General features: G+C 66.1%; 21 protein-coding genes and 1 tRNA gene. 8 read left to right on the forward strand and 14 right to left on the reverse strand.

From position 1 onward, the window contains the following. Positions 1–7: 7 nt before the first annotated feature. Positions 8–1,480: a putative alpha/beta hydrolase gene (locus tag ACZ50Z_RS11015; RefSeq protein ID WP_464483580.1), complete on the reverse strand. Its 1,473-nt coding sequence runs from the start codon at positions 1,478–1,480 to the stop codon at positions 8–10. A gap of 219 nt (positions 1,481–1,699) precedes the next feature. Between ACZ50Z_RS11015 and ACZ50Z_RS11020 the strand changes: the two genes are divergently transcribed. Both ACZ50Z_RS11020 and ACZ50Z_RS11025 read left to right on the forward strand, forming a co-directional pair. Next, a complete protein-coding gene (locus tag ACZ50Z_RS11020) occupies positions 1,700–1,873 on the forward strand; it encodes a 5'-phosphate oxidase (protein ID WP_464483581.1) in 174 nt (57 codons plus the stop codon). A gap of 294 nt (positions 1,874–2,167) precedes the next feature. Further along, on the forward strand, positions 2,168–2,548 hold the full coding sequence (locus tag ACZ50Z_RS11025) for a GIY-YIG nuclease family protein (protein WP_464486183.1): 381 nt from the start codon (positions 2,168–2,170) through the stop codon (positions 2,546–2,548). Between the two features lie 274 nt (positions 2,549–2,822). On the opposite strand, the gene ACZ50Z_RS11030 is transcribed toward ACZ50Z_RS11025, so the two are convergent. Then, the gene (locus tag ACZ50Z_RS11030) at positions 2,823–5,417 is read right to left on the reverse strand and encodes an excinuclease ABC subunit UvrA (protein WP_464483582.1); all 2,595 of its coding nucleotides are present in this window, start codon (positions 5,415–5,417) and stop codon (positions 2,823–2,825) included. A gap of 99 nt (positions 5,418–5,516) precedes the next feature. On the opposite strand from ACZ50Z_RS11030, the gene ACZ50Z_RS11035 reads away from it, so the two are divergent. After that, positions 5,517–6,668: an alpha/beta fold hydrolase gene (locus tag ACZ50Z_RS11035; RefSeq protein ID WP_464483583.1), complete on the forward strand. Its 1,152-nt coding sequence runs from the start codon at positions 5,517–5,519 to the stop codon at positions 6,666–6,668. 182 nt (positions 6,669–6,850) lie between these two features. Here ACZ50Z_RS11035 and ACZ50Z_RS11040 read toward each other — a convergent pair whose 3' ends face one another. Then, entirely contained in the window at positions 6,851–7,237 is a 387-nt protein-coding gene (locus ACZ50Z_RS11040; RefSeq protein WP_464483584.1) for an ArsR/SmtB family transcription factor, read from the reverse strand. Here ACZ50Z_RS11040 and arsM point away from each other — a divergent pair. Beyond that, a complete protein-coding gene (gene arsM / locus ACZ50Z_RS11045; RefSeq protein WP_464483585.1) occupies positions 7,227–8,117 on the forward strand; it encodes an arsenite methyltransferase in 891 nt (296 codons plus the stop codon). The two genes, ACZ50Z_RS11040 and arsM, sit on opposite strands and share 11 nt — an antisense overlap. Positions 8,118–8,826: 709 nt before the next feature. Continuing rightward, a complete protein-coding gene (locus ACZ50Z_RS11050; RefSeq protein ID WP_464483586.1) occupies positions 8,827–10,038 on the forward strand; it encodes a hypothetical protein in 1,212 nt (403 codons plus the stop codon). 232 nt (positions 10,039–10,270) lie between these two features. Here the strand turns inward: ACZ50Z_RS11050 and ACZ50Z_RS11055 are convergent. The 6 genes from ACZ50Z_RS11055 to ACZ50Z_RS11080 form a co-directional block, all read right to left on the reverse strand. Continuing rightward, positions 10,271–10,344 (reverse strand) — tRNA-Ile (locus ACZ50Z_RS11055). 108 nt (positions 10,345–10,452) lie between these two features. Beyond that, positions 10,453–10,872, reverse strand: coding sequence for a hypothetical protein (locus tag ACZ50Z_RS11060; RefSeq protein ID WP_464483587.1), 420 nt, complete (start codon positions 10,870–10,872; stop codon positions 10,453–10,455). A gap of 321 nt (positions 10,873–11,193) precedes the next feature. Beyond that, positions 11,194–11,592 (reverse strand): hypothetical protein, encoded by a 399-nt coding sequence (locus ACZ50Z_RS11065; protein WP_464486184.1) that lies wholly within the window; start codon positions 11,590–11,592, stop codon positions 11,194–11,196. 439 nt (positions 11,593–12,031) lie between these two features. Beyond that, positions 12,032–12,898, reverse strand: a complete 867-nt coding sequence (locus ACZ50Z_RS11070; RefSeq protein ID WP_464483588.1) for a carboxymuconolactone decarboxylase family protein — start codon at positions 12,896–12,898, stop codon at positions 12,032–12,034. A gap of 41 nt (positions 12,899–12,939) precedes the next feature. Further along, a complete protein-coding gene (locus ACZ50Z_RS11075; protein WP_464483589.1) occupies positions 12,940–14,313 on the reverse strand; it encodes a metallopeptidase TldD-related protein in 1,374 nt (457 codons plus the stop codon). 102 nt (positions 14,314–14,415) lie between these two features. Then, positions 14,416–15,933, reverse strand: coding sequence for a TldD/PmbA family protein (locus ACZ50Z_RS11080; RefSeq protein WP_464483590.1), 1,518 nt, complete (start codon positions 15,931–15,933; stop codon positions 14,416–14,418). A 58-nt stretch (positions 15,934–15,991) separates the two neighbouring features. On the opposite strand from ACZ50Z_RS11080, the gene ACZ50Z_RS11085 reads away from it, so the two are divergent. Genes ACZ50Z_RS11085 through ACZ50Z_RS11095 form a run of 3 tightly spaced genes read left to right on the forward strand, consistent with a single transcriptional unit; the run spans position 15,992 to position 19,024 of the window. Further along, entirely contained in the window at positions 15,992–16,876 is an 885-nt protein-coding gene (locus tag ACZ50Z_RS11085) for a carbohydrate ABC transporter permease (protein ID WP_464483591.1), read from the forward strand. Continuing rightward, positions 16,863–17,687 carry a carbohydrate ABC transporter permease gene (locus ACZ50Z_RS11090; RefSeq protein WP_464483592.1) on the forward strand — a complete coding sequence of 275 codons (825 nt, stop codon included), beginning with the start codon at positions 16,863–16,865 and terminating at the stop codon, positions 17,685–17,687. Before ACZ50Z_RS11085 ends, ACZ50Z_RS11090 begins: the two co-directional genes overlap by 14 nt. Continuing rightward, a complete protein-coding gene (locus tag ACZ50Z_RS11095) occupies positions 17,684–19,024 on the forward strand; it encodes an extracellular solute-binding protein (RefSeq protein ID WP_464483593.1) in 1,341 nt (446 codons plus the stop codon). The genes ACZ50Z_RS11090 and ACZ50Z_RS11095 overlap by 4 nt, the downstream gene beginning before the upstream one ends. A 5-nt stretch (positions 19,025–19,029) precedes the next feature. Here the strand turns inward: ACZ50Z_RS11095 and ACZ50Z_RS11100 are convergent, their stop codons facing one another. The 5 genes from ACZ50Z_RS11100 to ACZ50Z_RS11120 are packed head-to-tail and all read right to left on the reverse strand — an operon-like array spanning position 19,030 to position 25,614. Then, positions 19,030–20,439: an amino acid permease gene (locus ACZ50Z_RS11100; RefSeq protein ID WP_464486185.1), complete on the reverse strand. Its 1,410-nt coding sequence runs from the start codon at positions 20,437–20,439 to the stop codon at positions 19,030–19,032. Positions 20,440–20,499: 60 nt separating this feature from the next. Further along, entirely contained in the window at positions 20,500–22,308 is a 1,809-nt protein-coding gene (locus ACZ50Z_RS11105; RefSeq protein WP_464483594.1) for a sulfatase-like hydrolase/transferase, read from the reverse strand. Next, complete coding sequence (locus ACZ50Z_RS11110; protein WP_464483595.1) at positions 22,301–22,756, reverse strand: SRPBCC family protein; 456 nt, start codon at positions 22,754–22,756, stop codon at positions 22,301–22,303. Before ACZ50Z_RS11110 ends, ACZ50Z_RS11105 begins: the two co-directional genes overlap by 8 nt. Positions 22,757–22,792: 36 nt before the next feature. Continuing rightward, positions 22,793–23,647, reverse strand: coding sequence for a CbiQ family ECF transporter T component (locus tag ACZ50Z_RS11115; RefSeq protein WP_464483596.1), 855 nt, complete (start codon positions 23,645–23,647; stop codon positions 22,793–22,795). After that, positions 23,644–25,614, reverse strand: a complete 1,971-nt coding sequence (locus ACZ50Z_RS11120) for an ATP-binding cassette domain-containing protein (RefSeq protein ID WP_464483597.1) — start codon at positions 25,612–25,614, stop codon at positions 23,644–23,646. Before ACZ50Z_RS11120 ends, ACZ50Z_RS11115 begins: the two co-directional genes overlap by 4 nt. Between the last annotated feature and the right edge of the window lie 67 nt (positions 25,615–25,681).

The raw sequence follows: 25,681 nt of genomic DNA on the forward strand, positions 1-25,681 counted from the left end.
CCGCCTCCTAGTGTTGGACGCCGAAGGTGGTCGTCCACGTGTTGGGATCATAGGTCGGCCCAGGCGGCCAGGTGCTCACTCGAAGCTGAACCGTCTCAAGCCCAGTCGCCGGATCCAGCGTCGTGCCCGTGATGGTGGGACCGTAGACGGTCGGAAGCTGATTGGGCTCCATCAGCGTTTGGGGGGTCGCCCCCGTCAGGCCTTGCGGTGTGGCGGCGGTGATGCCTTGCACAGGCCCGCCGTTGGTCGCGCCGACGAGCATGAATCCACCACCTTTGAGCGAGACCAGTTGGCTTTCCCGATCACCGGGGAGGCTGACGGTGCCGACGCGCTGCAAGTTATTGACCCAGCTGTTGGGCTTGCCGGGATCGATGGGCCCCGACACCCACAATCCTCGGGTGGTATCGCCTACCCGGTTGCTGGTGTTGCCGACGATCACCATCTGATTGGTAGCGGGATCGTAGACGCCGCTGGCCTGGTAAATCCCAGGCAGCTCACCGACTTTCACGGGATGGGTGGGGTCGGTGTAATCCCATACCGACCCGTTGGTGGCGAATTCGTTGAACCCGGGGGTCACGGACCCATCCGGGTGGCTGAAAAAGGCATAGCGATGACCGTCGGGCCCCAGCGCAGTCCCCGTGGGCAGCGGACGAGTCCCCGGTGGTCCCTGCGCCAACTCCGATGCGGGGCTGCGGGGGAAGCCATCTCGGGGATCGCCCCCGAAGGTTGGGCCCTGGCCATCTTGGAACTGGTCTTGCAGGTCGTAGGTGTTCTGCTCGTGCTGGGGCGGGCCGGCAGGCCCGGTGATCCTGGGGTCACTCGGCGGGGCGTCTTGTCCGTCCCCAAAGCCCGCAGGCTTGAACTCGGCGACCGCGGCAGCGTCCTGGGGGGTGAGGTGCCCGTTGGCCTGCGCTTGACGCAACGATTTCGTGTAGGTGTCGCGAATTGAGGTCATTTGCTTGAGCGCGTCCCGCGTGTCGTCGGCGGCGTCGGCTTTCGCGTCCTTGATCAGGGTCTCGAGCGCCCGGCGGCTGGTCGCGTCGAGGGTGGGGTCCTGCAGATCTTTGGTGGCCGCGCCGATCAGTTTGTCGAGCAGTTGCAGTTGGCGTTCCAACGTGGCGATCTCTGCGGAGCCCTCTTTTTGCGCGGCGGCCAGCATGGCGGCGATGTTTTCCAGATCGGCAGCGACCTTGGGCAACTGGTCGGTCTGCAGACGAAGCGATTTCGTCAGCCGCTGCACTTCGGCGGAGCCGTTGATGGGGTGATCGCCGTTCTGGTGGTTCCAGGCCTCATCGAAGCGCTTGCGGGCCTGCTCGAACTCCTCTTGGGCCGCGGTGGAGCATCGGCCCGCGGCATGAAAGGCCTCCGCCAACTGGGAGATCTGGAATGGATTTCCGGCCTGCAAACTCTTGTTGACCGCCCACGGATCGCCGCCAGCCTGGGCGATCAGATCGGCGACGTTCAACCAGTTCAGCTGCATCGCACCGCCCGTTTGTGCTTCGACCAGCTATTGACGCTACCTCCGCTGGTTCCCCTAGCCCTATTCCACCCGAGATTGCCGAGCAAATCACTTCAGTGCTTGATCGAGCGCCGCGAGCGTAACGCCACTGCGAAAGTCGGGCTGATTTTTCGCAGTGGCGTTACGCTCGCCGCGTGTGGTCGAGGCGCGTTTCACTAGCATGGCGACCGGGAGGACGTCATGCCGCGCTTCAAAACCGAAATGGAAGCCTGCCCGCACTGCCGGCGGGCGGCCGAGGCCACGGTCGAATACAGCTACGACAGCGACGGCAAAGTCACCGGCAGGCGGGTCCGGGACGTCAACTGCCGCTACGGGGATTGTCCGGGTAGCGAAGTGCCGCCGCATTGGGGCTAGCCGGTGTTGGTCACCGCGTGCATCTGGATGCGACACGGCCCGGCAGAAACGTCCGACGTGGCTAAGGGTCGAATTTCATGACGAGCGTTGCCGCCCTTGGCGCGCAAGCCGTCGAGCGGCTCGGGATCGAGCAGACCCCGGTCGCGGCGGAATCGGTCGGCTCTTGGCCGTCCAGACCGGGGCTGTATGCGGTCTACGGCACCGCTCAAGTGTGGCGAACGCTGAAACTCGGTGATCCTCCTGACGCACGACCGCTCTACGTGGGCAAGGCTGAGCGGTCGTTGTCAAGCCGAGATGTCGGCACGCTTTGGGTTTGCCGTTGGAGGTGGCAGCAGCATCACCGGGTCATCGACACTTCGGCGCTCCCTTGCGGCACTGCTGCGGACGCCTCTCGGCTTCAGGGGGCGATACCGCAATTCCGCTAGGCCAGAGAAGCCAGCCAATTTCGGCCTGTCCCACGAACAAGACAGGGAACTCAGCATTTGGATGCGTCAGAATCTGCTCGCGACATACTGGGAGATGCCGAGCGTCGCGATTGCACTGAAGGACGTTGAGAAGTCGGTGCTTGCCCGACTACAACCACCACTGAACATCCAGCACGTCGAGCATGAATGGAAAACCCTAGTCAAACAGTCAAGGGCAGTAATGGCTTCCGACTGCTCCCAAGGTTGGTGACGTCAGCGCTTGACGGTGCATCCACTCCCGGGTGGGCGACCTCCTGGACCGAACAGTTCGGGATGGTGACGCTGGTCGCCGCGACGCGCCACCGCTAGGGGTGTCAAGGATCAACCGACCGGTGCCGATTGGGATTTCACAATCCATCGTGAATGACGTGCCAAGCCTTTACGCTGCCGATAATCATGCCGCGTCTTCCGGCGAGGAGGTTGAGCGCATGGAGCCGTCGGTGGCGTCAGATTATTCGTGTAGCAGGGGATTCGATTGGGCCCAATTAGTGAAGATGCCGATCGTGAGCGATGAATGGCGTCATGGGCATCAAATCCTTAACTTCTACCCGTGCCAACCGCTTCGCCAGATACGGCGCCGTGCGGCTGTGTTTCGCACGTGCCACCTTCGTCGGCGGCCCGGCCGCTACGACCCGTCCGCCGTCGCTGCCGGCTCCCGGTCCCAGGTCGATCACCCAGTCCGCCCCCGCGACCATCCGCATGTCGTGTTCGGCCACCACGACGGTATTGCCCGCGTCGACCAGGCGGTGCAGTTGGCGGTCGAGCAGGTCCACATCGGCGGGATGGAGCCCGGTGGTCGGCTCGTCGAGGACGTAAAGGGTGTGCCCTCGCCGGGGTCGCTGCAATTCGGCGGCGAGCTTGATCCGCTGCGCCTCGCCGCCCGACAGCTCGGTCGCGGGCTGTCCGAGACGCAGATACCCGAGTCCGACCTCTTGCAGTGTGGTCAGACTCCGCGCTGCGCTGGCGATGTCGGTTAAAAACTCCGCGGCCTCATCGACGGTCATCGCGAGCACGTCGGCGATCGTACGGTCGCGATAGCGCACTTCGAGTGTCTCGTCGGAGTAACGCGCTCCCTGACACGCCGGGCATGTGGCGTATGTGCCTGGTAGGAATAATAATTCGACTGAGACGAACCCTTCTCCCTGACAGGTGGCGCATCGGCCTTCGGCCACGTTGAACGAGAACCTGCCCGCTGTCCACCCGCGGCGACGCGCCTTTGGGGTCGCGGCGAATTCACGGCGCACAGCATCGAACAGCCCGGTGTAGGTCGCGAGCGTCGAGCGCGGCGTGCGTCCGATCGGGCGCTGGTCGACGGATACCAGCCGGTTGATCTGCTCGGCCCCCTCGGCCGTCACACCGACACTGGCATCGTGATCGAGATCGACGACCCCGCTGTCGGTTTCGTCGTCATCGGATTCGGCCGGCTCGACTGCTCGTCCGGTGCCGAGATGGCTGTGCACTACATCGCCGAGGACCTTGACGACGAGTGTCGACTTGCCCGAACCGGACACACCGGTGACCGCGGTGTACACGCCTAGTGGCAGATCCACGTCGAGGTCTCTCAAATTGTGGAAGCAGATCCCGCGCAGGCGCAGCCACCCGGACTGCGTGCGCGGTTGACGTGACGGCGGGCCGGTCTCATCGAAAAGGTACCGACGAGTGACCGACCCGTCGATGTCGGCGAGACCCGGCACCGGCCCGCTGTAGAGCACACCCCCGCCGAGCTCTCCGGCCCCGGGTCCCACGTCGACGATCCAGTCGGCACGGCGTACCACGTCCATGTCGTGCTCGACCACGAACAACGAATTGCCCGCGCGCCGCAGGCGATCGAGCACCTCGAGTAGCGGTTCGGCATCGGCGGGGTGCAGACCGGCCGAAGGCTCGTCCAACACGTAGAGCACGCCGAACAGGCCGGCGCGCAGTTGGGTGGCCAACCGCAACCGCTGCAGTTCGCCGGGTGACACCGTCGGAGTGCGGCGACTCAGCGTGAGATAGCCGAGGCCGAGATCGATGAGTACCTGCAGGCGTGCGACGAGGTCGGCCGCGATCATGGTCGCCACTTCCGTCAGCTCACCGGATTTCGTGGACTCGTAAGCGGCGGCGGCATCGGTCCGAGAAGCCGTTGGGCGCAACGTATCAGCGAGGTCGGCCAACGGCATCGCGGTGTAGTCGGCGATGGTGCGCCCGGCGAATGTCACCTTGAGCGCCTCCGGCCGCAGCCCGGAGCCGTCGCATACCGGGCACTCGACACTGTCGACGAATTGCAGTACGCGGCGGCGCATCATCGTGCTGTGGGAGTTGGCCAACGTGTGGCGGACATGTCGTTCGGCGCTGGAAAACGTGCCGTTGTAGTAATAATCGGCCTGCACGGGATGCTGGCCCGGATCGATTTCGACTGTCGGTTGCTCGTCGGTGAACAGAATCCAATTGCGTTGCCGCTTAGGGAGTTTACGCCATGGCTTGTCGATGTCGTAGCCGAGCGTGACGAGGATGTCGCGCAGGTTTTGCCCCTGCCACGCGCCCGGCCATGCCGCAACGGCGCCTTCGCGGATGGTCAGCGACGGGTCGGGCACCAGCGTCTCTTCGGTCACCCGATGGATTCGTCCCAGCCCGTGGCATTCGGGGCATGCTCCCACCGCGGTGTTCGGCGAGAACGCATCGGAGTCCAGTCGTTCCGTGGCGCCCCGCGGGTAGGTGCCGGCGCGGGAGAACAGCATCCTGAGCAGGTTCGACAGGGTGGTGACGGTGCCGACCGTCGACCGCGACGTCGCCGAACCCCGGCGCTGCTGCAGTGCGACGGCAGGCGGTAGCCCGGTGATGTCATCCACCTTTGGTGCGCCGGTTGGCAATAGCAGCCGACGGGCGTACGGAGCCACCGACTCGAAATAGCGGCGCTGGGCCTCGGCGTAGATGGTCCCGAAGGCCAGCGACGATTTGCCCGATCCCGAGATTCCGGTGAACGCGACCAGCGCATCCCGCGGCGCTACGACGTCGACGCCCCGCAGGTTGTGGACCCGCGCCCCGTAAACACGCACGCAAGGGTCGATTTCGTCCGTGCTCGGGTAGGACATTTGCGTCATCTTGCTCAGCCGAATACCCCCGGTTGCCGCCGCACAAGCGCGATGACTGGTGCTCGACACCGTTTCAACGCCTGGCCGGCCGGGAATTCCGCCCTGGCCATGACGGAGACATCACCAACCCGCATCCGCTTGAGCCATCACGTGGTGGAACTCGATGACGGGCGCCGGATCGGACTTTCAGTCGGCGGCCGCGGAGTGCCGTTGTTGTTCATGCACGGGCTCCTGCTGAGCCGTAGGGCATATCTACGGATGCTCAGCCGGATCGCCGGAATGGGATTTCTGGTCGTCGCCGTCGATGCCGCCGGTCACGGAGACACCGGGCGACTGCCCAGCGACGCGTGCGGCTTCACCGATCGCGCCGATTCGGTGTTGCGCACTCTGGACGCGCTCGGCATCGGGCAGGCGTTGTTCGTCGGCCATTCGATGGGCGGGCGGATGACCATCCAGCTGGCCGCACGCGCGCCTGAGCGGGTACTCGCCGCCGTGCTGTTCGACCCGGCCGCCGGGGCGAAGTTCGACACAACCATCCCCAAACTCGTGAGGTCCCCGACCAAGGCGTTGGGCGCGGCCTACACCGCGGTCCGCGACACTTTGGGCGACCCGACGCAGCTCTCGCCCGGCGAGCAACTCGGATACTTCCGCGTGCTGGCCGCGGTGGCGGTGCCCAACCTGCGTTATCCACTCGCGGCCGTCCGGACGATCAGGGCCATCATCGAGTCCGGTGACTACACGCCGATGCTGCGCACCATGCGCGACGAGGGGATGCCCACGATGGTGGTGCACGCCGAAAAAGACATGATCGTTCCGTTCCCGCACGCGCGCGACATCGCCGACGAGGCCGACGCCACGCTGTACAAGGTGCCCGACGCGTACCACTCGTGGATGATCGCCAATCCGCGCCAGGGCGCCGACGCGTTTCGCCAACTGCTCGACGGCGAACTGGGTGAGGTGCTTCGCGACGCCGCCGACGCCATGGGCATCGCGGACTTCGATGACCACGAGGCGTGGGAGCGCGAACTGCTGGACTCCGATGCGCTGGTATTGGAGTTCATTCACGGCCGAGACCGAGTCGACATCGGACCCGAGGAGCTCGACCACGTCGATCTCGAACTGGTGCGCAGTACGGAGCATTCGCAGGAACGGATGTCCTGGGCGCGACGAACGTATCGCCGATGGGCGGCCAAGCACCTGCATCAGGCGCGATCGCTGATCCGGCAGAACACCCGGATTCGGCCGGAGCTCCACGAATAGTACTGCGCGGGGCGGGCCGGGCCCAAACCCGCGGCCACTCATTCCCGCGGGTGCCGGCCAGCTGAAGTCAGCTTATCGCCTGCGCCGCAGCGCTTTAGGACGTTGCGAGTACGTTTGCGGTACGCCGTCGGTAGGGCTACTAACCGCCCCTCGGCCGCCGGTATCTCGCTGATACGGGCTTTCTAGCTAGGGCGTGCGGCGCGAGCGAAAACGCCTGCCAATGCATCGAGGGCGGCCGGCACAATCCGGTAGTAAGCCCATTTGCCACGCTGCGACCGTTCGAGCAGACCGGCGTCAACGAGAACCTTCAAGTGATGCGACACCGTCGGCTGCGACAGCCCGACGGGCGCGGTCAGATCACACACGCACGCCTCGCCACCTTCATGACCCGCGATCAGCGACACCAACCGCAGTCGGGTCGGCTCTCCCAGCGCCTTGAGCACCCCGGCCAATCTCTCGGCGGTTGCCGCGTCCAAGACCGCGCCGGTAATTGGCCTGCAACACAACGAAAGATCGCCCGCCAGCAATGAGCCGGCACCTTGTGTTGAGGACGCGGTCGTGGCGGCCATCAAGACAGTATGCCATAAACGCATTGACAATTGTCGATACGTACTGCACTCTTGTCGCATAGATGCTTGTCGATGGGAAGGGAGTATCAGAATGGCCGAGATTGCAGACGGCGAACTGCGCGACCAAGTTCGTGCCCGCTATGGTGAGGCCGCTACCGCGATCATCGGCGGTGCCACCAACAGCGACGTGCTCACGGCCGCGAGCTGCTGCGGGTCAAGCGATTCCGTTGGCGTAGGCACAATCTTTGGTGCCGGTCTATATGGCGTTGACGAGCATTCCGAACTACCCGCGGAAGCCGTTGCGGCGAGCCTGGGTTGCGGCAACCCCATTGCGGTTGCCGACCTTCACCCCGGCGAACGCGTCTTGGACTTGGGCTCCGGCGGCGGGATCGACGTCTTGCTCTCGGCTCGTCGGGTGGGACCGGACGGGTTTGCCTACGGCGTCGACATGACCGACGAGATGCTTGCGCTGGCCGAGGCGAATAAGGCCAAAGCCGGTGCCACCAACGTCGAGTTTCGCAAGGGCACAATCGAAGACATCCCACTCCCCGACGCCGCCGTCGATGTGGTGATCTCCAACTGCGTGGTCAACCTCTCGGTCGACAAGCCAAAGGTGCTCACCGAGATCTTCCGTGTCCTCGCCCCTGGCGGTCGAATTGGAATTTCTGACGTCGTGGCCGAGGACCATCTCACTCCCACCGACCGGGCCGAACGCGGCTCTCACGTTGGTTGCATCGCCGGAGCGCTGTCCAAGCAGGAATACCTCGACGGCTTGGCGGCAGCCGGATTCATCGATGCCTCAGTTACGTTCACCCACGAAGTTGCCGATGGAATGCATGCCGCGATCATCCGTGCCAACAAAACCGATTCGACCAAGTAACGGCACCACATTGGAGGCAGCCTTGGTGCGGTGCACTTGCACGGTGCAACGTGAGCCCCGGCGCGAAGACGAGATCGCCAACCTCTAACTCTGCCCGTTCCTCGGCCCGCAAACCTGCGCACGTGAGCTAGCTCCGCACGTATCGCGCCAAACGCCGGTGCGGCGCCGGTATACGAGCCTGCCGAAGCGCCTGGTAGCTGACGAAAATGCGCCTACCAGCTGATATAAGTGGGGCGGGCGGGGCTCGAACCCGCGACCAACGGATTATGAGTCCCTTTTCGCCGCGTTCGCGACTAGGCGAAATGGGTTAGCCAATCGGGGCATATCGGTTGCACTGCACGGCTTTTGGGCGTTGCTGGTACGGCTCCAGTTCGGGCTAGATTCGCCCTAAAATCGCCCTCGGACGCCGCGTTGACGCCGCGACGAGATGGACGGCGCGGGTTCGATTCCCGTCGCCCGCTCCGACGCGACCAGAGTAGAGCCGCTGAGGGGTTGTTCGCCAGACTCGCGCCGTACCCGAACCACACGTATAGGGTGTGGCTTCGCTGCCGATTGTTGTTGGTGAGGCTCCTGGGACTAAAGTTGCGCCGATATCACTCACCCCTACCCCGCAGACGGCGTGTCGGATTTTATCGAACGCGTGTTCGCGTACCCTGGCCGATGTTGGTTCCGTTCAAGAGGAAGGGGCCGTGCACATACAGGAGTAGTCATGAGTGAAGAAGCCGAAACGGATGGAAAGCCGCAAGGCAAGCCCGCAAAGCGTACGCGCAAGCCCCGGTCATTCCCGAACACGTCTTTCAGCGAAGCGCTGTTCCTCGCGGACGCCATCCAGCGGCATGGCTCCGGACAGAGGATTCGCCGTCTCACCTTATTCGAAGCGCTCCAGCGCTCACCGGACAGCGGGCCGACGCGAAAGCTCATCACAGCCAGCGGTCAATACGGGCTTACGACCGGCAGTTACCAAGCCGAATTCCTCGACCTGACGGAAGAGGGGCGCATCGCATCTGATCCCTCGGCCCCCGTACGCGAGAAGCGGCGTGCTCAGATCAACCTCGCGATCATCAAAATCGATAGCTTCAACGCGGTCTACGAGAAGTACAAGGGCGGCAGGCTCCCCACCATCGAAGTGCTTCGTGACGCCTTCCTTGAGGCGGGCGTCGACGGTGACCGTGTCAACGAGGCCGTCGAGGTATTCCTGGCAAATGCACGCGAACTCGAACTGGTACGGACCATCAGCGGCTCGGAGCACCTGGTGTCGGTCGACGCGGTGATCGACGCGATCGCTCCCGAGCCGGTACCCGACCCCGCCGTTAACAAGCCGGGGGTGTCGGTCCAATCGTTGGGAAATGTTGTCCAGATCAACTCGTTGTCCGGATCGCAAGCAGCGACCACGGCCACTCAGGCGAGTCGAACCGACCTATCCAAGGTCTGTTTCGTCGTCTCGCCTATCGGCTCAACAGATTCTGTGGAGCGTAAGCACGCCGACCTTGTGCTCACCGCATTGATCGAACCGGCGCTTGCCGACCTTGGGCTAACCGCCGTGCGCGCGGACCAGATCGGTAGCCCCGGCCTAATCACCGCTCAGGTCATCGACCATGTAGCGCGGGCGGCCCTTGTCATCGCCGATCTGAGCTTCGCGAATCCCAACGTCTACTACGAGGTCGCGCTTCGCCAGGCGGTGCGTAAACCTATGGTGCAGATCACGCGGTCGTCCGACCCGTTGCCGTTCGACGTCGGTCAGTTCCGGACGTATGTAATCGATATGTCCGACATCTACACCTTGGTGCCGCAGATCGACCTTCATCGGCAAGAAATCACGCGCCAGTGCCGTTCGGCCATCCAAGACGGCGCCCCGGCGGAAAGCCAGCTCTCCCAATTCTGCCCGCATTTCTGGGAACAGATCGCCGAAGGCAAGGCCTAACTCCACAGCGCCACAACATTTCCGGTATACGTCCGCGTCTACATCGCTGCCAGCGCCGCCGTCGCGTCGGCGCGGTGGTTGGTGGTAGTGAACAAGAGGGCGTAGACGCTCAGTTAGCTAGCGCGCCGATCTCGCCGCCGCGCTCCCGCCGCGCGCCGCGACAACGCCGCGACGGGAGACCCGATCGAACCAATCTGGCGGTCGAGAATAACCTCTACCAGGCGAAATACGGTGGGGCGGGCGGGGCTCGAACCCGCGACCAACGGATTATGAGTCCGCGGCTCTAACCAACTGAGCTACCGCCCCCGACGGGGTTGTCCGTAGGAAACCGTAGCCGAAGACCGAAGTCAGCGTCGGTCGGGCGGCACACGCGATGGGCGCCGCACCGTGGCGACGCCCATGGCCAGCACCCGCTCAGGCCGCGGACGGTCCCTGCGCGACCTGACCCTTGATCGCGGGGATCATTTCCGGCGCGTAGACGAAGATTGCGGACTCGACCTCCCACTCAGCCTGTTCGGGCTTCAGGGGGGTCGTGCTGGTCACCATGTTCACGAGTCGCTTCCCGGCGGCCAACGGATTGTCGGCGCTGCGGACCTGGTCGGCGAACCAGCGGCCCTCTGCGGTCATGTTGCAGTCGTTGAATTCGGCGGAGTGGATCATCTTGTTCTGCGCGAGCAGGTTGATGTACTGGTCGTCCTTCGGCGTCATGTTGCAGGATGCCGCCGCTTGCGGCGCCGACAGCAGCGCTTCGCCCAGCATCGACGTCGCCACCACGGCGCCGGCAGCCCCCAACGCCAGCAGCTGCCCGCGCGAGCGTGTACGTCTGACCGTCATCTTTCGAACTCCTTCGCTTAGGAAAATTTGCTGATCCACCTGTCGCACACCAATGGGTACACGGACAGAGCACACGACAAAAGGCGGGAATCGAAACGAGGGGTGAACTAAGCCGATTGAAAACAGCAGCGCGAGAGGCTATTTGAGCGAACGCCCGCTCAGGGATCGGCGAGCCCCTCAACCGGGACGACGGCTTGCGTCATCGTCGTCAGCGATTCAATGTCTCGCGATTCAATTAGCTGACAATTTCAACACGCAACGCATCAGAGCTAAAGCCGTTGCGGCCGTTTAATATTCGGCGCAGAACCGCGCACGCCGGGCTTAGGACTCAGTCGGCCAGTTCTGCTTGGCGGCCTGATCCTTGATCGTCGGGATCAGTTCCGGAGCGTAAACGTAGATCGCCGACTCGACCTCCCATTCGGCCTTGTCGGCCTTCAGCGGGGTCGTGTTGGTCACCATGTTGACCAGTTCTTTGGCCCGGCCGAACGGGTTGGGTGAGCTCTTCACCTGGTTGGCGAACCACCGGCCCTCGGCGGCCTCATGGCAATCGCTGTACTCGGCGGTGTGCACCATGCTGTTCTGTGCCAGCAGGTTGATGTATTGGTCATCCGCGGGGCTCAATTGGCATGTCGCCGACGCCAGCGGGGCAGAAAGCACCGCGCCGCCGAACATCGAGGCCCCCAGCGCGACACCGGCAGCCCATGCCGACGACACCCGCATGCGCGAGCGTGTACGGGTGCTTGTCATGTTCGAACCTCCCTCTGCGCAGGAACACAATTGGCTCCGACGCAAACCCAAGCTACGAATGCTGCAATCAACGAACCGGGAAATCTATGGGCATGGCGGCTAATGACGTACGTCCCATGGCTACCCGGCGGGGGCCACACTGCCATTTCGCTACCGTCACGTCTTAGTGGTCATTTCAGTGTCGGCGACGGGGCTTAAGTTATCCAACGACCCCCACACACAGCGAAAACGCACGCTTGCGCGTCGATGTACGAATGGTTAACATTTCGTGCCCTCGCACCCGGAAGGGCTCACGGCTCACCCGCCAGTCACGCCGCCGTGCAGCACGGCGGGGGCCGCCTCCCCGAACGTTGCGGGACCAGCGGGCTAAATGCCGGACGCCAACCCGCTACCGCAGGGCCACCGGCCGCCGTCAGCTAAATACGGTTTGCCCTTCGGCGTTGATCAGATACCGCTCCGTGCCGCTCTCGACGCGCGGGGCATCGGCGCCCAGGGACACGGCCACCTTGTTGCTGGCATTGCGCATGATGTCGAAGGTGAGCTCGACGGATTCCGCCTCGGAGAAGCGGGAGTGCACCTCGGCGGCATCGTCGGCGGCGAGGTGCGCAGGGGTCCAAATTAACGCATCCGCATAGCGCAGCGCTGCCTTTGCGCGGTCGTCGAGCAAACCCGACGATTCGAAGCGCTCGATCTCCCCGTACAGCGTTTCCGAACCGCCCGCGTCGAGCGCGCCGCCCTCGCGAAGCGAGTTGCACAGCCGGCAATTGTGTTGCGCCGCGCCCCGCAACCGCACCAGTTCTGAGGTGACCGGGTCCAGCGCACGCATTCGCGCCACGGCGATTAAAAAGTCGTTGAACACCAGATCCGACGGGTCGGTGGTGTGATCCCACCGGATCGGTCCGGACGCAAAGCCCAGGTACTGCGAGCCGACGCCGAGCGCGTCGAGCCCGGCGCGCACCCGGGGGACGAAGTCGGCGATGTACATCTGCACGACCACCCCAAAGGTGCGGTCTCCGAGGTGCTTCCACAACCGGGACCGTTGCTCGGCGGCGATCGACGAGACGTCGGCGCTGAATTGTTCGGCGAATTCGACGACGGCGGCCTCGGCGTCCGATTCCGGCTCCCCCACCTCCACGGCCGCGGGCAGCGGCGGCAGCGACACCGTCTGCGCGCACACCCGCCGGATCAACGCCGTGAGGCGAGCCTCGGCGGGCTCCCCGGGAAACAGCGCCACCAGGCGCGTGAGCTGGTCTTCTCGAACCGAAACCGGAGCCGCCATGCGTCACACGCTAGAGCGCGCTGTGCCCGGCGGCAATCAATCTATTGGGCCTGGCTCACCGAGGACATGTGGAAGTCCGGGATCCGCAGCGACGGCATCGCGGCGCGGGTCGCCCAATCCCCCATCTCGCGCGGCAGGGTCTTCTCGCTCACCCCGGCCTCGGTGGCCCGTCGCAGCAGGTCCAGCGGGCTTTCGTTGAAGCGGAAGTTGTTGACGGCCGCCGTCACGCGTCCGTCTTCGATCAGGTAGACGCCGTCGCGCGTGAGCCCGGTGAACAGCAGTGTGGTCGGGTCGACCACCCGGATGTACCACAGTGTGGTCAGCAGCAGGCCACGTTCGGTGGCGGCGATCATGTCGTCTTGGCTAGCCGTCCCGCCGGTCATCACCAGGTTGTCGGCGGCGACCGCGACCGGGGCGTCGTATTTGTCGGCGGTGGCCCGCGGGTAGGCCAACGCGTTGATCACCCCGTCGCGGATCCAGTCCACCTGGGTGATCTCCATGCCGTTGTCGAACACCGACAGCGTCTCCGAGGAGCTGCTCGCCGCGACGAACGGCGTGCAGGCGAGGCCGGGCGCGATCGGATCGGAGAACAGCGTGATCGGCAGGTCGGTGAGCCGCTCCCCCACCCGGGTTCCCCCGCCCGGCGCCGAGAACGCGGTCCGACCCTCCTGCGCGCCGCGGCCGGCCATCGACCACGCCATGTAGATCATCATGTCGGCCACCGTCGACGGCGGCATGATCGTTTCGTAGCGCCCCGCCGGCAGCGCGACGCTGCGCTGCGCCCAACCCAGCCTGGTGGACAGCTGCTCGAGCAGCGAATCGATTGGCACATCGACGAAGTCGGGTGTCCCGACGCCCGCCCACGCGCTGGCGTCGCCGCGTTTGGCGTTGATCTCCACCGCCCCGGTCGGCTGGCTGAAGCGGCGGCGCAATCCGGTCGACGACGCCAGGAACGTCGTCGAAACACTATGGTGCGCAAAGCCGTAGAGCCGGTCCGCGCCCTGGAAGCCGCGGCTCAACGAGTCGGCCACGTCGGCGAAGACCAGCGGCCCGGTGCCCGGCACCGGTGCGTCCCAATCGGCGGGCACCCCGGTATCAGCGAGCAGCGGTGCGGCATCGCCGGCCTCCGGCGCCGAACCGGCGGCGTCCTGTGACACCGCCACCAGCCCGGGCAACACCCGCGGATCCGCCTCGGCGGACACCACCGTGCCGATTCGCGCGCTGGTCCCCCGGCGCACCACAGAGATCACCGACACGCTGCGGCCCACCGAAACCCCGTTGGTGGTCATCGAATTGCCGGCCCAGCGCAGGGTCGCCTCGACCTTGTCGGTGACCAGCACCATGGTCTCGTCGGCACCCCCGAGCTTGGCCGCCTCGTCGAGCACGATGTTGACGACGTGCTGCGCAGTGATCATCGGCGCCACTCCTCAGCATCGCTTCGCTCTGCATCGTCACAGGCGCGGATCATCGGCGCCACTCCTCAGCATCGCTTCGCTCTGCATCGTCACAGGCGCGGATCATCGGCCGCCCTCGGTGCGGGTGTTGAGTACGTTGACGCCGCGGAACAGCGCCGACGGACAGCCGTGGCTGACCGCGGCGATCTGCCCGGGCTGGGCCTTGCCGCAGTTGAAGGCCCCACCCAGTCGCCACGTGGACCGGCCCCCGACCGCCTCCATCGAATTCCAGAACTCGGTCGTGGTGGCCTGGTAGGCGACGTCGCGCAACTGGCCGTCGAGGCGACCGTCGCGTATCCGGAAGAACCGCTGGCCGGTGAACTGAAAGTTGTAGCGCTGCATATCGATTGACCATGATTTGTCGCCGACGATGTAGATGCCGTCCTCGACCCGGCCGATCAACTCGTCGGTGCTGATGTCCTCGGAGGCGGGCTGCAGCGACACGTTGGCCATGCGTTGGATCGGCACGTGATGGGGCGAGTCGGCATACGAGCAGCCGTTGGAGCGTGGCTTCCCCAGGCGCCGGGCGAACACCCGGTCGAGCTGATAGCCGGTGAAGATGCCGTCGCGCACCAGGTCCCAGCTCTGTGCGGCCACCCCTTCGTCGTCGTAACCGATGGTGGCCAAACCGAATTCGTCCGTCCGATCCGCGGTCACGGTCATCACCGGTGACCCGTAGCGCATGGTGCCCAGTTTGTCCGGCGTGGCGAACGATGTTCCGGCGTAAGCGGCCTCGTAGCCGATGGCGCGGTCGTATTCGGTTGCGTGCCCGATGGATTCGTGAATCGTCAGCCACAGGTTCGTGGGGTCGATCACCAGGTCGGTGCGTCCCGGAACGACGGTGGGCGCCTTGACTTTTTCGGCCAGCAGCGCGGGCAACTGGGCCAGCTCATCGGTCCAGTTCCAGACGTCGTCACCGTCCAGGACCTCCCAGCCGCGGCCCATCGGCGGGATCAGCGTGCGCATCGAGTCGAAGCTGCCCGCCGCGGGGTCGACGGTCACCGCGTCCAGGGTGGGCTGGATCCGCACGCGCTGCTGGGTGATCGAGGATCCGAAGGTGTCGGCGTAGAACGTCTGCTCTTTGACGGCGGTCAGCACCGCCGACACGTGGTCGATGCCGTCGGCGCTGAGCAGCCGGCCCGAATACTCCTCGAGCACGGCGATCTTGTCGGTGGTGGAGACGTCGAACGGGTCGATGCGGTAGTTCGAGACCCAGGTGGCGTCGCGGTAGACGGGTTCGGGCGCCAGTTCGACACGCTCGGTGCTCAGCGTCGCCAGCGTGGTGGCGACGTGCACCGCGCGCCGGGCGGTCTCGGCGGCGACCGACGGCACCAACTCCGCGTGCGAGGCGAATCCCCAGGTGCCGTCGACGATCACTCGCACCGCCAGGCCGACCTCGCGGTTGATCACCGAGGTCTCGAGCGCGCCGTCGCGCAGCTGGATGATCTCGGTGGTGATGCGATGAACTCGCAGGTCGGCGTGCGTGGCCCCGGCTGCGGTGGCCGCTGACAGCGCGGCGTCGGCCAGTTCGTGGCGCGGCAGGTCGAGGAAGTCGGCATCGATCCCCCGGTTCGGTGTCACGGCTCCACCGTAACGGCCGCTCACCCCAAACCTCGGCAGCGCCCGCTTTAATTACCCCATGGCCAGCGCCGAACGCAGGAGTCGTCCTCGATCGATGGCGCTGGGCTATGCGCTGCTGGCGCCGAGCTTGTTCGGTGTCCTCGCCTTCCTGCTCTTACCCATTCTGGTGGTCGTCTGGCTGAGCCTGTGTCGATGGGATCTGCTGGGACCGCTGCGCTTTGTGGGCCTGGCCAACTGGCGGTCGGTGCTGACCGACGGCGCATTCGGCAATTCGCTGATCGTTACCGCGATCTTCGTGGCGATCGTGGTGCCGGCTCAGACGGCATTGGGGTTGCTGGCCGCGTCGATGCTGGCCCGCCAGCTTCGCGGCACCGGGCTGTTTCGCACCGTGTTTGTGCTGCCATGGATTTGCGCGCCGCTGGCCATCGCGGTGTTGTGGCGGTGGATCCTTGCTCCCACCGACGGGGTTGTAAGCACCGTATTGGGGCACAGCATCGAATGGCTTTCCGATCCTAGCTTCGCGCTGCCGCTCGTGTCGGCCGTCGTGGTGTGGACCAACGTCGGATACGTTTCGCTGTCGTTTTTGGCGGGCCTGCTGGCCATCCCCGACGAGGTCCACGCCGCCGCACGCACCGACGGCGCCAACGCGTGGCAGCGATTCTGGCGCATCACCCTGCCCATGCTGCGACCGACGACCTTCTTCGTCGTGGTGACCGGGATCGTCAGCACCGCACAGGTTTTCGACACGGTATACGCGCTGACCGGCGGTGGCCCGGCGGGCAGCACCGATCTGGTCGCCCACCGCATCTACGCCGAGGCCTTCGGCGCGGCGGCCATCGGCCGGGCGTCGGTGATGGCGGTGGTGCTGTTCGTGATCCTGATCGGCGTCACGTTGCTTCAGCAGCTGTATTTCCGGCGGCGGATCAGCTATGACCTCACCTAGTCGCGTTAGCAGTGCTGTCATCTATGCCGGGCTGACCCTGGGGGCGTTGATCACGTTGGCGCCGTTCGCGCTCGGGCTGATGACCGCGTTCACCTCGGCACACCAATTCGTCACGGGGACGCCGCTGCAGCCGCCGCGGCCGCCCACGCTCGCCAACTTCACCAACCTGGCCGGGGCCGGGTTCGGCCGCGCCGCGGCGGTCACCGCGTTGATGACGGCCGTGATTCTGGTCGGGCAGTTGACCTTTTCCGTGCTGGCCGCCTACGCGTTCGCGCGCCTGCAGTTTCCCGGGCGTGATGCGCTGTTCTGGGCGTATATCGCGACGCTGATGGTGCCCGCCACGGTCACGATCGTGCCGATGTATCTGATGATGGCCCAGCTCGGTCTGCGTAACACGTTCTGGGCGTTGGTGCTGCCGTTCATGTTCGGCTCGCCCTACGCGATCTTCCTGCTGCGCGAGCACTTTCGGATGATTCCAAACGACTTGGTCAACGCCGCTCGCCTGGACGGCGCCAACACCCTGGACGTGATCGTGCATGTGGTGATCCCGTCCAGCCGCCCGGTCCTGGCCGCGCTGGCGCTGATCACCGTGGTGTCGCAGTGGAACAATTTCATGTGGCCGTTGGTGATCACCAGCGGACACAAGTGGCGGGTGCTCACCGTCGCAACCGCCGACCTGCAGTCGCGGTTCAACTCCCAATGGACGTTGGTGATGGCGGCTACCACCGTCGCGATCGTCCCGCTGATCGCGCTGTTCGTGGCGTTCCAGCGGCACATCGTCGCGTCGATTGTCGTGTCGGGGCTCAAGTGAGCCGGCCCCGTTTTTCCACACTGGTCGCCACGGCGGTCGGGCTGGTCGCGGTGTTGTTGGCGGCAACGGCGGTGCTGCTGGATTATTCCGGCCAACCCCACGGCGGCAAGACCATTGTGACCGTGCGCATCTGGGGCGATCAGATCGGCGCGGCCTACCGGAAATCGTTCCAGGAATTCAGCCGCACCCATCCCGACATCGACGTGCACGTCAACTTGGTGGCGTACTCGACGTACTTCAACACACTGCGCACCGATGTGGCCGGCGGCAGCGCCGATGACATTTTTTGGCTGTCCAACGCCTACCTCGCGGCCTACGCGGACAGCGGCCGGCTGCTGGATATCGGTGCGGCGCTGGGGCCCGCCGCCGCGTCGGACTGGGAGCGTCCGGTCGTCGAGCAGTTCACCCGCAACGGCACCCTTTGGGGCGTCCCGCAGCTCACCGACGCCGGGATCGCGTTGTACTACAACGCCGATCTGTTGGGCGCGGCCGGCGTCGACCCCGCCCAGCTGAACACCTTGCGGTGGAGCGCCGACCGGGGTGACACGCTGCGGCCCATGCTCGCCCGGCTCACCGTCGATGCCACCGGAAACCGCGGCGATACCAAGGGCTTTGACGGCGGGCGGGTGCGGCAGTGGGCATACAACGCGGCCAACGACCCCCAGGGAATCTACCTGAACTACATCGGCTCGGCCGGCGGCGTGTTCCAGCGCGGCGATGAGTTTGCGTTCGACAATCCCGCGGCCGTGACCGCCTTTCACTATCTGGTCGACCTGATCAACCGCGACCACGTCGCGCCGCCGGCCGCCGATACCAATGACAACGGCGACTTTTCCCGCAACCAATTCCTGGCCGGCCGAATGGCGCTGTTCCAGTCGGGCACCTACAACCTGGCGCCCGTGGCCCGCGACGCCCGCTTCCGTTGGGGTGTCGCGACGATGCCGTCGGGCCCAGCGGGCCGGGTCAGCGTCACCAACGGCATTGCCGCGGCGGGCAATGCGGCGACACGACATCCCGACGCGGTGCGCCAGGTGCTCGCCTGGATGGGCAGCAGGCAGGGCAACGAATACCTGGGCCGCTACGGTGCGGCCATCCCCGCCGTGTCGTCGGCCCAGCCGGTCTACTTTCGCTACTGGGCCACCCGGGGTGTCGACGTCACGCCGTTTTTCGCCGTGCTGAACGGCCCGCGCATCGCGGCCCCTGGGGGCGCCGGGTTCGCCGCCGGCAATGACGCCCTGCAGCCGTACTTCGACGAGATGTTCCTGGGCCGTGGTGATGTCGCGTCGACGTTACGCCGGGCTCAGGCGGCGGCCAATGCCGCCGCGGCCCGTCAGTGACCACGTCACAGCGCGCCGCTCGACGCCTCGTCGTTGAGCGCGCTGTGGCGGCGGCCCCAAGCGAAATAGAAGACCAAGGCCAGCGACACCCAACCGCCGAACGCGACCCAGGTGTACCAGTGCAAGCTGGCGAGGATGTATCCGCAGGCCGCCACCGAAAGGATCGGCGTGACAGGGTAACCGGGGACCTTGAAACCCCGCGGCAGGTCGGGCTCGCGCACCCGTAAGACGATCACGCCGACCGAAACCACGACGAACGCGGTCAGCGTGCCGATCGACACCATGTCGGCGAGCTTTTGCAGCGGGATGAAGGCGGCCAGCGTCGAGGCCGCCACCGCGACGATCACGGTGTTGTTCACCGGGGTCATGGTGCGCGGATTCACCGTCGCGAACCTTGCGGGCAGCAGCCCGTCGCGACCCATCGCGAAGAGGATGCGCGTCAGGCCGTACATGGTGACCAGCGTGACGCTGAAGATCGAAATGACCGCGCCGGCCGCAAGGATCGCGCTGGCCCAGCGGCCGTGGGTGACGTTCTCGAGAATCGTTGCCAGCCCGGCGTCCTGCTGACCGGCGAAGGCCTGCCAGGGCTGGGCGCCCAGCGCGGCCACCGCAACGAACACGTAGACGGCGGTGACGGTCAGCAGCGCGGCGATCAGCGCGCGGGGCATGGTTTTCTGCGGGTCGTTCACTTCGTCGCCCGCGGTCGATACGGCGTCGAGACCGATGTAGGAAAAGAAGATGGTTCCCGCGGCCGATCCGATGCCCGCGACGCCGAAGGGCGCGAAGTCCCGCAGATGGTGCGCGTCGAACGCGGTGAAGGCGACGATCACGAACACGACGAGCACGCCGAGCTTGATCATCACCATGATCGCGTTGACCTTCGCCGATTCGCTGGCGCCGCGGATGAGCAGCAGTGCGCACATCCCGATCAACATGATCGCGGGCACGTTCACATAGCCGGGTTGTGTGTCCCACGGAGCGGCCGACAAGGCGTGCGGCAGTTGGTATCCCACGACGTTGCTCAGCAGCCGGTTGAGGTAACCGCTCCAGTTGACCGCGACCGCGGCGGTAGCCACCCCGTATTCCAGCAGCAGGCAGGCGGCCACACCCATCGCCACCACCTCGCCGAGCGTGGTATACGCGTACGAGTACGACGAACCCGAAACCGGTACCGCCGAAGCCAATTCCGCGTAGCAGACGGCCGCGAGACCGGCGGCGAGCCCCGCGAGCAGGAAGGAGGCGATGACTCCCGGGCCGGCTTCGGGGACGGCGACAGACATGACGAAGAAGATGCCGGTGCCGATGGTCGAGCCGACGCCGAACATGGTCAGCTGAAAGGTGCCGATGCCGCGCTGGAGGTGGTCCGCGGCGCCGGGTGCGGCGTGCGCGCCCACCACCGGGCGTCGCCGCAGCATCTGCTCCTTTAGGCCGACCGACGTGGCTGTCAATTGCGCCTCCTGTTTCCGCTTCGGCGATCAGCGCCGGCGCAGTAGCCGAGCCAGTCGGGAGGGCTGCCGGCGTGCTGGCCCTGAGCGGCGAGAAGCGTACGGCCAGGGATGGTTTCGTTCGGGAATTGCGTGGGTCCGAACGTGTTTGAGCTGGGCGCGCAGGTGCTGGCGCAGCTCGTGCAGGTCTGCGTCGGCCCAACGGTTGACGGCTTCGATCGGGTCCGCGGTCAGGTCATAGAGTTCCCACTGGTCGTCGAGCGGCGAGGTGCGGTACGCCTCTCCCCCGAGCCCGTTGGCCGCCAGGTGGCGCACCCCGGGTTCGGTCCAGGTGCCGGGATCGTCGAAGGTGCGCACCAGCTTCCACAAGTGGCCGCCGCCACCGGCGGCCACCGCGTCGTCGACGCGGACAACCAGCCCCTCGAAATTGGATGCCGTGTGCGCCGGGATCCGAATGCGCAGCGGTGCGGGAGGATTGACCGTCTGCTTCAATTGCCGTCCCAGGCCGGACGCGCCGCTGTCCCCCTCGAGCACGTTGTCACGCGTCATCAGGTAGACGGCCCGGGCGTCGTCGGCTGCGCCGCCGTCCACGATCGGCATGAGATTGCGGCCGGGCAGCTCGTGCACTTCGGAAAACGATTCCGCCAACGTGGCGCTCGCCGCGGCCACGTCGACGCCGGCGGCGGCCAGTAGCGTCGGGACCAGGTCCACGTGCGAGGTCGGCGCCGCGACGACCCGGCGCCGCGTCGAGCGCTCACCGATGCGCGCGATGACGAAGGGTACGCGGGTGGCCTCGTCATAGAGGTTGAACCATTTTTGATGCAGCCCGCCGTGAGCTCCGAGGAGATCACCGTGATCGGCCGTGCGCACCAACACCGCGTGCTGCGAGCCGGATTCGGTGACGGCCCGCCGCACCCGATCGATCGGACCGTCCGACTCGGCATGCAGCCGGTAGTACAGGTCGCGGTAGCGTTGCGCGTTGCGGTCGTACGTCCGGTTGATCGCCGGCGCCGGGCCGTATCCGGAGTAGTAGGCCTCGCGGAAGGCAATCTGCGCGGCCGGCTTGGTGGACAGGTCTTCGTCCGCGGTCGGGGCCGGAGGGACCGGCGGCGGGTCCAGCGGCGACGGCTTTACCGGTCCCCGCCGCGACCATGCCGGAAAGAGCACGATGTCATGGGGATTCACGAAGCTGGCCACCAGAAGAAACGGTCGCAGCGCGGCCGGATCTCCGGTCTGACGGCGGGAATAGCGGTCGCCGAGCCAGGCGACGACGCGGTCGGCGATCAGCGGGTCGCGACGAATGCCCGCGTTGGCCAGCGCCGCCCCATGCGGCTCCGGGCCCACCCATCCGGAGAAGCCGTATGGGCCGAGCGGATCGGCCTGTAAGTAGCGGCGCACCGCGGCGGGGTCGACGATTCCGTCATCGTCGTTGGTGGCCAACGGATGCCCGGTTACCGGGTCGGTGAGGTCGGCGTGCGAAATGTGCCATTTGCCGTCGTAGTGGGTGTCGTATCCGGCGGCGCGGAACCAGTTGCCCAGCGTCGGCACTTCGCCCGGGCGCAGCCAGCGCATGCGGGAGTCATCGGCGGATTTTCCGATGCCGTCGGTCTGGGTGACCCCGTGCAGGTCGGGGTAGTGCCCGGTGAAAATCGTCGGGCGGCTGGGCACGCACGCCAGCGAGCCGGTGTAGTGGCGGGCGAAGCTGACGCCGTGATCCTCAAACCATTTGCGTCCCACCAGCGTTCGATCACGCCACGCCATCACCTCGGGTGCTTCGTAGGGCGGCACCGCGCGTTCTTCGTCCGTCATGATGACGATGACATCGGGACGATCAGACACGTCCGTTCTCCAATCGGTTCGCCAGGCCGGCGAGCAGCGCGTCGGACTCTCGTGCGAGCACGCGGCATGCGACGCGTTCGGCCAGCTTGTGACGTGCGCGGGGCCCGATTTCGACGGTGCTGGTCAGGGCCACCAGGGTGACGGATGCATCGCCCGCCGGTGCCAACGTCCAGCGGTTGGTCACGCGGCGCAAGCGGCGGGGCAAGCCGTCGATGTCGTAGGCCAACGCGCGGCCCGGGTCGAATTCGGCGATGCGCTCGACCAGCGCGTTCCGCTTGACCTGCACTCGGCGGGCTGTGCCGACCGGGCCACCATCGGGACCGGCGTGCAGGACACACGAGTGATCGACGTTGCCGGACCACGAACTGAGAGAACCGAAGTCCGCCAGGACATCCCAGACGACGCCGACGGGCGCCGCAATCGTTCGCGTGCGCCGGATGTCGGTCATCTGCTCACCCTGCGCGACGGGCTCATACTGGATGGCTTAATGAAGCTGCACCATCGAGTCGATGACCACGCCGGCGGTCCCGGCGGCGGCGGTGATGGCCAGTGTCACCCAGTCCGCGAGCTTCGGACGCCCGGGGGCGGCCGACAGCTGACCGATTCCGCCTCGGGCGGTGATCGCATCGCCCATTTCGTCGGCGCGCCGCAGTGTCACAACGATTGCCGCGGTGAGTAAGTCGATCATGTCTCGAGCCTGCTGGCGCCGACGGGCGCGCCGGTTGCGCGGCGTCTGGTTGGGACGCAGGCGCCGGGCGGCGTAGAGCACCTGGAATTCCTCGATCAACATCGGGAAGGCGCGCAGCGCGAGCGCCAGGGCAACCGCCCATTCGTCGCTCGGGATCCGCAACCACCGCAGCGGGCGGCCCAAAGCGGCCAGCGCCGGCCCCATTTCGGCGACGTTGGTGGTCCAGGACAGCATCGCCCCGAGCCCGATCAACACGATCGACAGCGCGGTGACCCGGACGAAGTGCAGCGTCCCGCCCAGCCCGATGTGCACACCGGCGATCGAGACCACGGGGCTACCGGCGCCGAGCGCAGCGGTGATGCCGCCCACCGCGAGGGCGATCCATATCCAGCGCCGCGGCGAGGGCAGCGCGCCGCGCGGAATGTGGGCGAGACGGGCCGCCGTGATCAGCAACACCAGCATCAGCCCGACCGTCGCCCAACCCGGGTAGAAGGTCAGCAGTATCGAAACGCCCAGTACCACTAGCAGTTTGGTGCCGGCCCACAGTTCATGGATTTTCGACGTTCCCGGCACCGGGACCAGAAGGACAACCGGACGGGGAGTACGCCGCGTCTTTCCCGTCGCCGACTTGGCGTCCGCGGCCGCGGTCACGGCATTCCCCCCGCGGCGGCCGACGCCGTTTCCAGCGCCCCGTTGCGCAGATAAAGCGATCGCGGGCAAAGCTCCTCCAGCCCGACGATGTCGTGGGAGATGACCACCACGGTCAAACCTCGTTCCCTGCGCAGGTTTTCCAGCAGCCGCAGCAACCCGCGCTGACTGCCGACGTCCAATCCTGCCAGCGGTTCGTCAAGCACCAGCGCCCGCGGGGAACGGGCCAGCAGTCCGGCCAGCACGACGCGGCGCATCTGGCCGCCGCTGAGTTGGTCGATGCGCCGCTTGCCCATCGCCGGGTCCAGGCCGACAGACCTCAGCGCCTCGGCCACCCGGTCCTCGTCGAGATGCGAAAAGCCGGCCGCCGAAGCGACTTCGGCGTCGACGTGGTCGCGCATCAGCTGCAGCCGGGCCGACTGGAACGACAGCGCGACCTCCCCGACGTGCTCGTGGGTGGGCTCGCCGTCGATCAGGCAGATGCCGCCGGTCGGAGTCGTCAAGCCGGCCATGATCCACGCCAAGGTCGATTTGCCCGACCCGTTGCCGCCGTGGATCAACACCCCGTCGCCCTGCTCGACCACGAAGCTGATATCGCGCAGGGCGACCTTGGCCCACGGTGTGCCGCTGGCGTATTCGTGGCTGACGTCGACGAGCTCGAGTACCGGCGCCTGCGAGCGCGGTGTGACGGGAGCGGCCTGTGCGGGAGCGCTCGGGCTTTCGGCCTTGACGGTGTTATCCGGCGAGTCGCTGAGGTTGATGATGCGGTCGGCGGAGGCGGCCTCGTTGTCGTAATGAGTGATGTGCACCAAGGCGCTCTGGTGGCGTTTCGCAAGACCGGAGAGCACGCCCAGCAACGCATCTCGCCCCTGCTGGTCGACCATGGTGGTGACCTCGTCGGCGATCAGCAGCGCCGGCTCCCGCGCCAGCGCCGCGGCGAGCGCGAGGCGCTGCAGCTCCCCGCCGGACAGGCTTCCGGTGTCGCGTTCGGCAAGTCCCTCGAGCCCGACCTCGTGCAGCAATCCGCTGACATCGATCTGTGCGCCCGGAGGCAATCCCCACACCACGTCGTCGGCGACGCGCGTGCCCAGGACTTGACTCTTGGGGTGCTGCAAGACAATTGCGGTGCCCCCCATTTCTCCCAGCCCCACCGCGCCCGGGCGGTCGATGGTTCCCGACGTCGGCTCCCGCCCGGCCAGCATCAACATCAATGTGGTCTTGCCCGAACCGTTGGCCCCGGTCACGGCGATGTGTTCGCCGGCCTGGACATCGAGGCTGATCTCGCGCAGCGCATCCCGATCGGCGCCGGGGTACCGGAACGCCACCTTGTCCAACCGCACCGGGACCGGCCCGACGGGAGCACCGCCGGCCTGCGCGCCCTCGGAAACGTCCAACTTGTGCACGTCGGGGATCTTGCGCATTCGCTCCAGGAGGCGAGACAGCGCCGACCAGCTGATGAACGAAACGACGACGACCAACAAGACCATGTACGGAAAAATCAGCAGCGGCCAGTGGTGTATCCCGTTGGCGACGTAGCGCTTCAGGGCGTCGCCGACGCCGTGCAAATGTACCCAATTCAAGAACGCCGCGACCCCGTTGGCATTGGCGGTGATGACGTCGAAGAACAGCTCCCGCAGCCGCGTCAGCACCGCCAGCACCGCGACCCATCCGGCGCCCCAGAGGACGCCGGCGATCAGCGACAAGAAGGCGACCGTCAGCGTGCCGCGGCCTTTGCGCTTGACGATTCCGCACAATCCACCGACCCAGGCGCAGTCGACGAGCATGAACAGGCTGCCCAGTCCGGCGATCAAGAAGGCGATCACGCCGCCGGCCACCGTCGCGGCCATCAGGGCCCGTGGGCGGTAGCGGTAGGCCAGCAACCCCATGGGTACGGTGCCCAGCACGCCCAGCCCCTGAGCGAATGGGATTACCGCGGCGAGGATCTCGATCGCCGCACAGAGGGCCCCCATGACCGCGGCCTGTGCTAACTCATTCGGACGCAGGGCCCCTTCCCCAGGTTGCCGAAAACGCAGCAAG

This window comes from Mycobacterium sp. NTMscope_MAC_269 (assembly GCF_976985695.1).

What these genes read in the sequence shown, in the direction of transcription:
- ACZ50Z_RS11065 (WP_464486184.1), bottom strand. Translation starts at nt 11,592, where the DNA reads ATGCGGGTGTCGTCGGCATGGGCTGCCGGTGTCGCGCTGGGGGCCTCG.
- ACZ50Z_RS11040 (WP_464483584.1), bottom strand. Translation starts at nt 7,237, where the DNA reads ATGGCCGCCACGACCGCGTCCTCAACACAAGGTGCCGGCTCATTGCTG.
- ACZ50Z_RS11090 (WP_464483592.1), top strand. Translation starts at nt 16,863, where the DNA reads ATGACCTCACCTAGTCGCGTTAGCAGTGCTGTCATCTATGCCGGGCTG.
- ACZ50Z_RS11015 (WP_464483580.1), bottom strand. Translation starts at nt 1,480, where the DNA reads ATGCAGCTGAACTGGTTGAACGTCGCCGATCTGATCGCCCAGGCTGGC.
- ACZ50Z_RS11050 (WP_464483586.1), top strand. Translation starts at nt 8,827, where the DNA reads ATGAGTGAAGAAGCCGAAACGGATGGAAAGCCGCAAGGCAAGCCCGCA.
- ACZ50Z_RS11070 (WP_464483588.1), bottom strand. Translation starts at nt 12,898, where the DNA reads ATGGCGGCTCCGGTTTCGGTTCGAGAAGACCAGCTCACGCGCCTGGTG.
- ACZ50Z_RS11085 (WP_464483591.1), top strand. Translation starts at nt 15,992, where the DNA reads ATGGCCAGCGCCGAACGCAGGAGTCGTCCTCGATCGATGGCGCTGGGC.
- ACZ50Z_RS11060 (WP_464483587.1), bottom strand. Translation starts at nt 10,872, where the DNA reads ATGACGGTCAGACGTACACGCTCGCGCGGGCAGCTGCTGGCGTTGGGG.
- ACZ50Z_RS11120 (WP_464483597.1), bottom strand. Translation starts at nt 25,614, where the DNA reads ATGGGGGCCCTCTGTGCGGCGATCGAGATCCTCGCCGCGGTAATCCCA.
- ACZ50Z_RS11110 (WP_464483595.1), bottom strand. Translation starts at nt 22,756, where the DNA reads ATGACCGACATCCGGCGCACGCGAACGATTGCGGCGCCCGTCGGCGTC.
- ACZ50Z_RS11035 (WP_464483583.1), top strand. Translation starts at nt 5,517, where the DNA reads ATGACGGAGACATCACCAACCCGCATCCGCTTGAGCCATCACGTGGTG.
- ACZ50Z_RS11025 (WP_464486183.1), top strand. Translation starts at nt 2,168, where the DNA reads ATGTCGGCACGCTTTGGGTTTGCCGTTGGAGGTGGCAGCAGCATCACC.
- ACZ50Z_RS11075 (WP_464483589.1), bottom strand. Translation starts at nt 14,313, where the DNA reads ATGATCACTGCGCAGCACGTCGTCAACATCGTGCTCGACGAGGCGGCC.
- ACZ50Z_RS11020 (WP_464483581.1), top strand. Translation starts at nt 1,700, where the DNA reads ATGCCGCGCTTCAAAACCGAAATGGAAGCCTGCCCGCACTGCCGGCGG.
- ACZ50Z_RS11030 (WP_464483582.1), bottom strand. Translation starts at nt 5,417, where the DNA reads ATGACGCAAATGTCCTACCCGAGCACGGACGAAATCGACCCTTGCGTG.
- ACZ50Z_RS11100 (WP_464486185.1), bottom strand. Translation starts at nt 20,439, where the DNA reads ATGCTGCGGCGACGCCCGGTGGTGGGCGCGCACGCCGCACCCGGCGCC.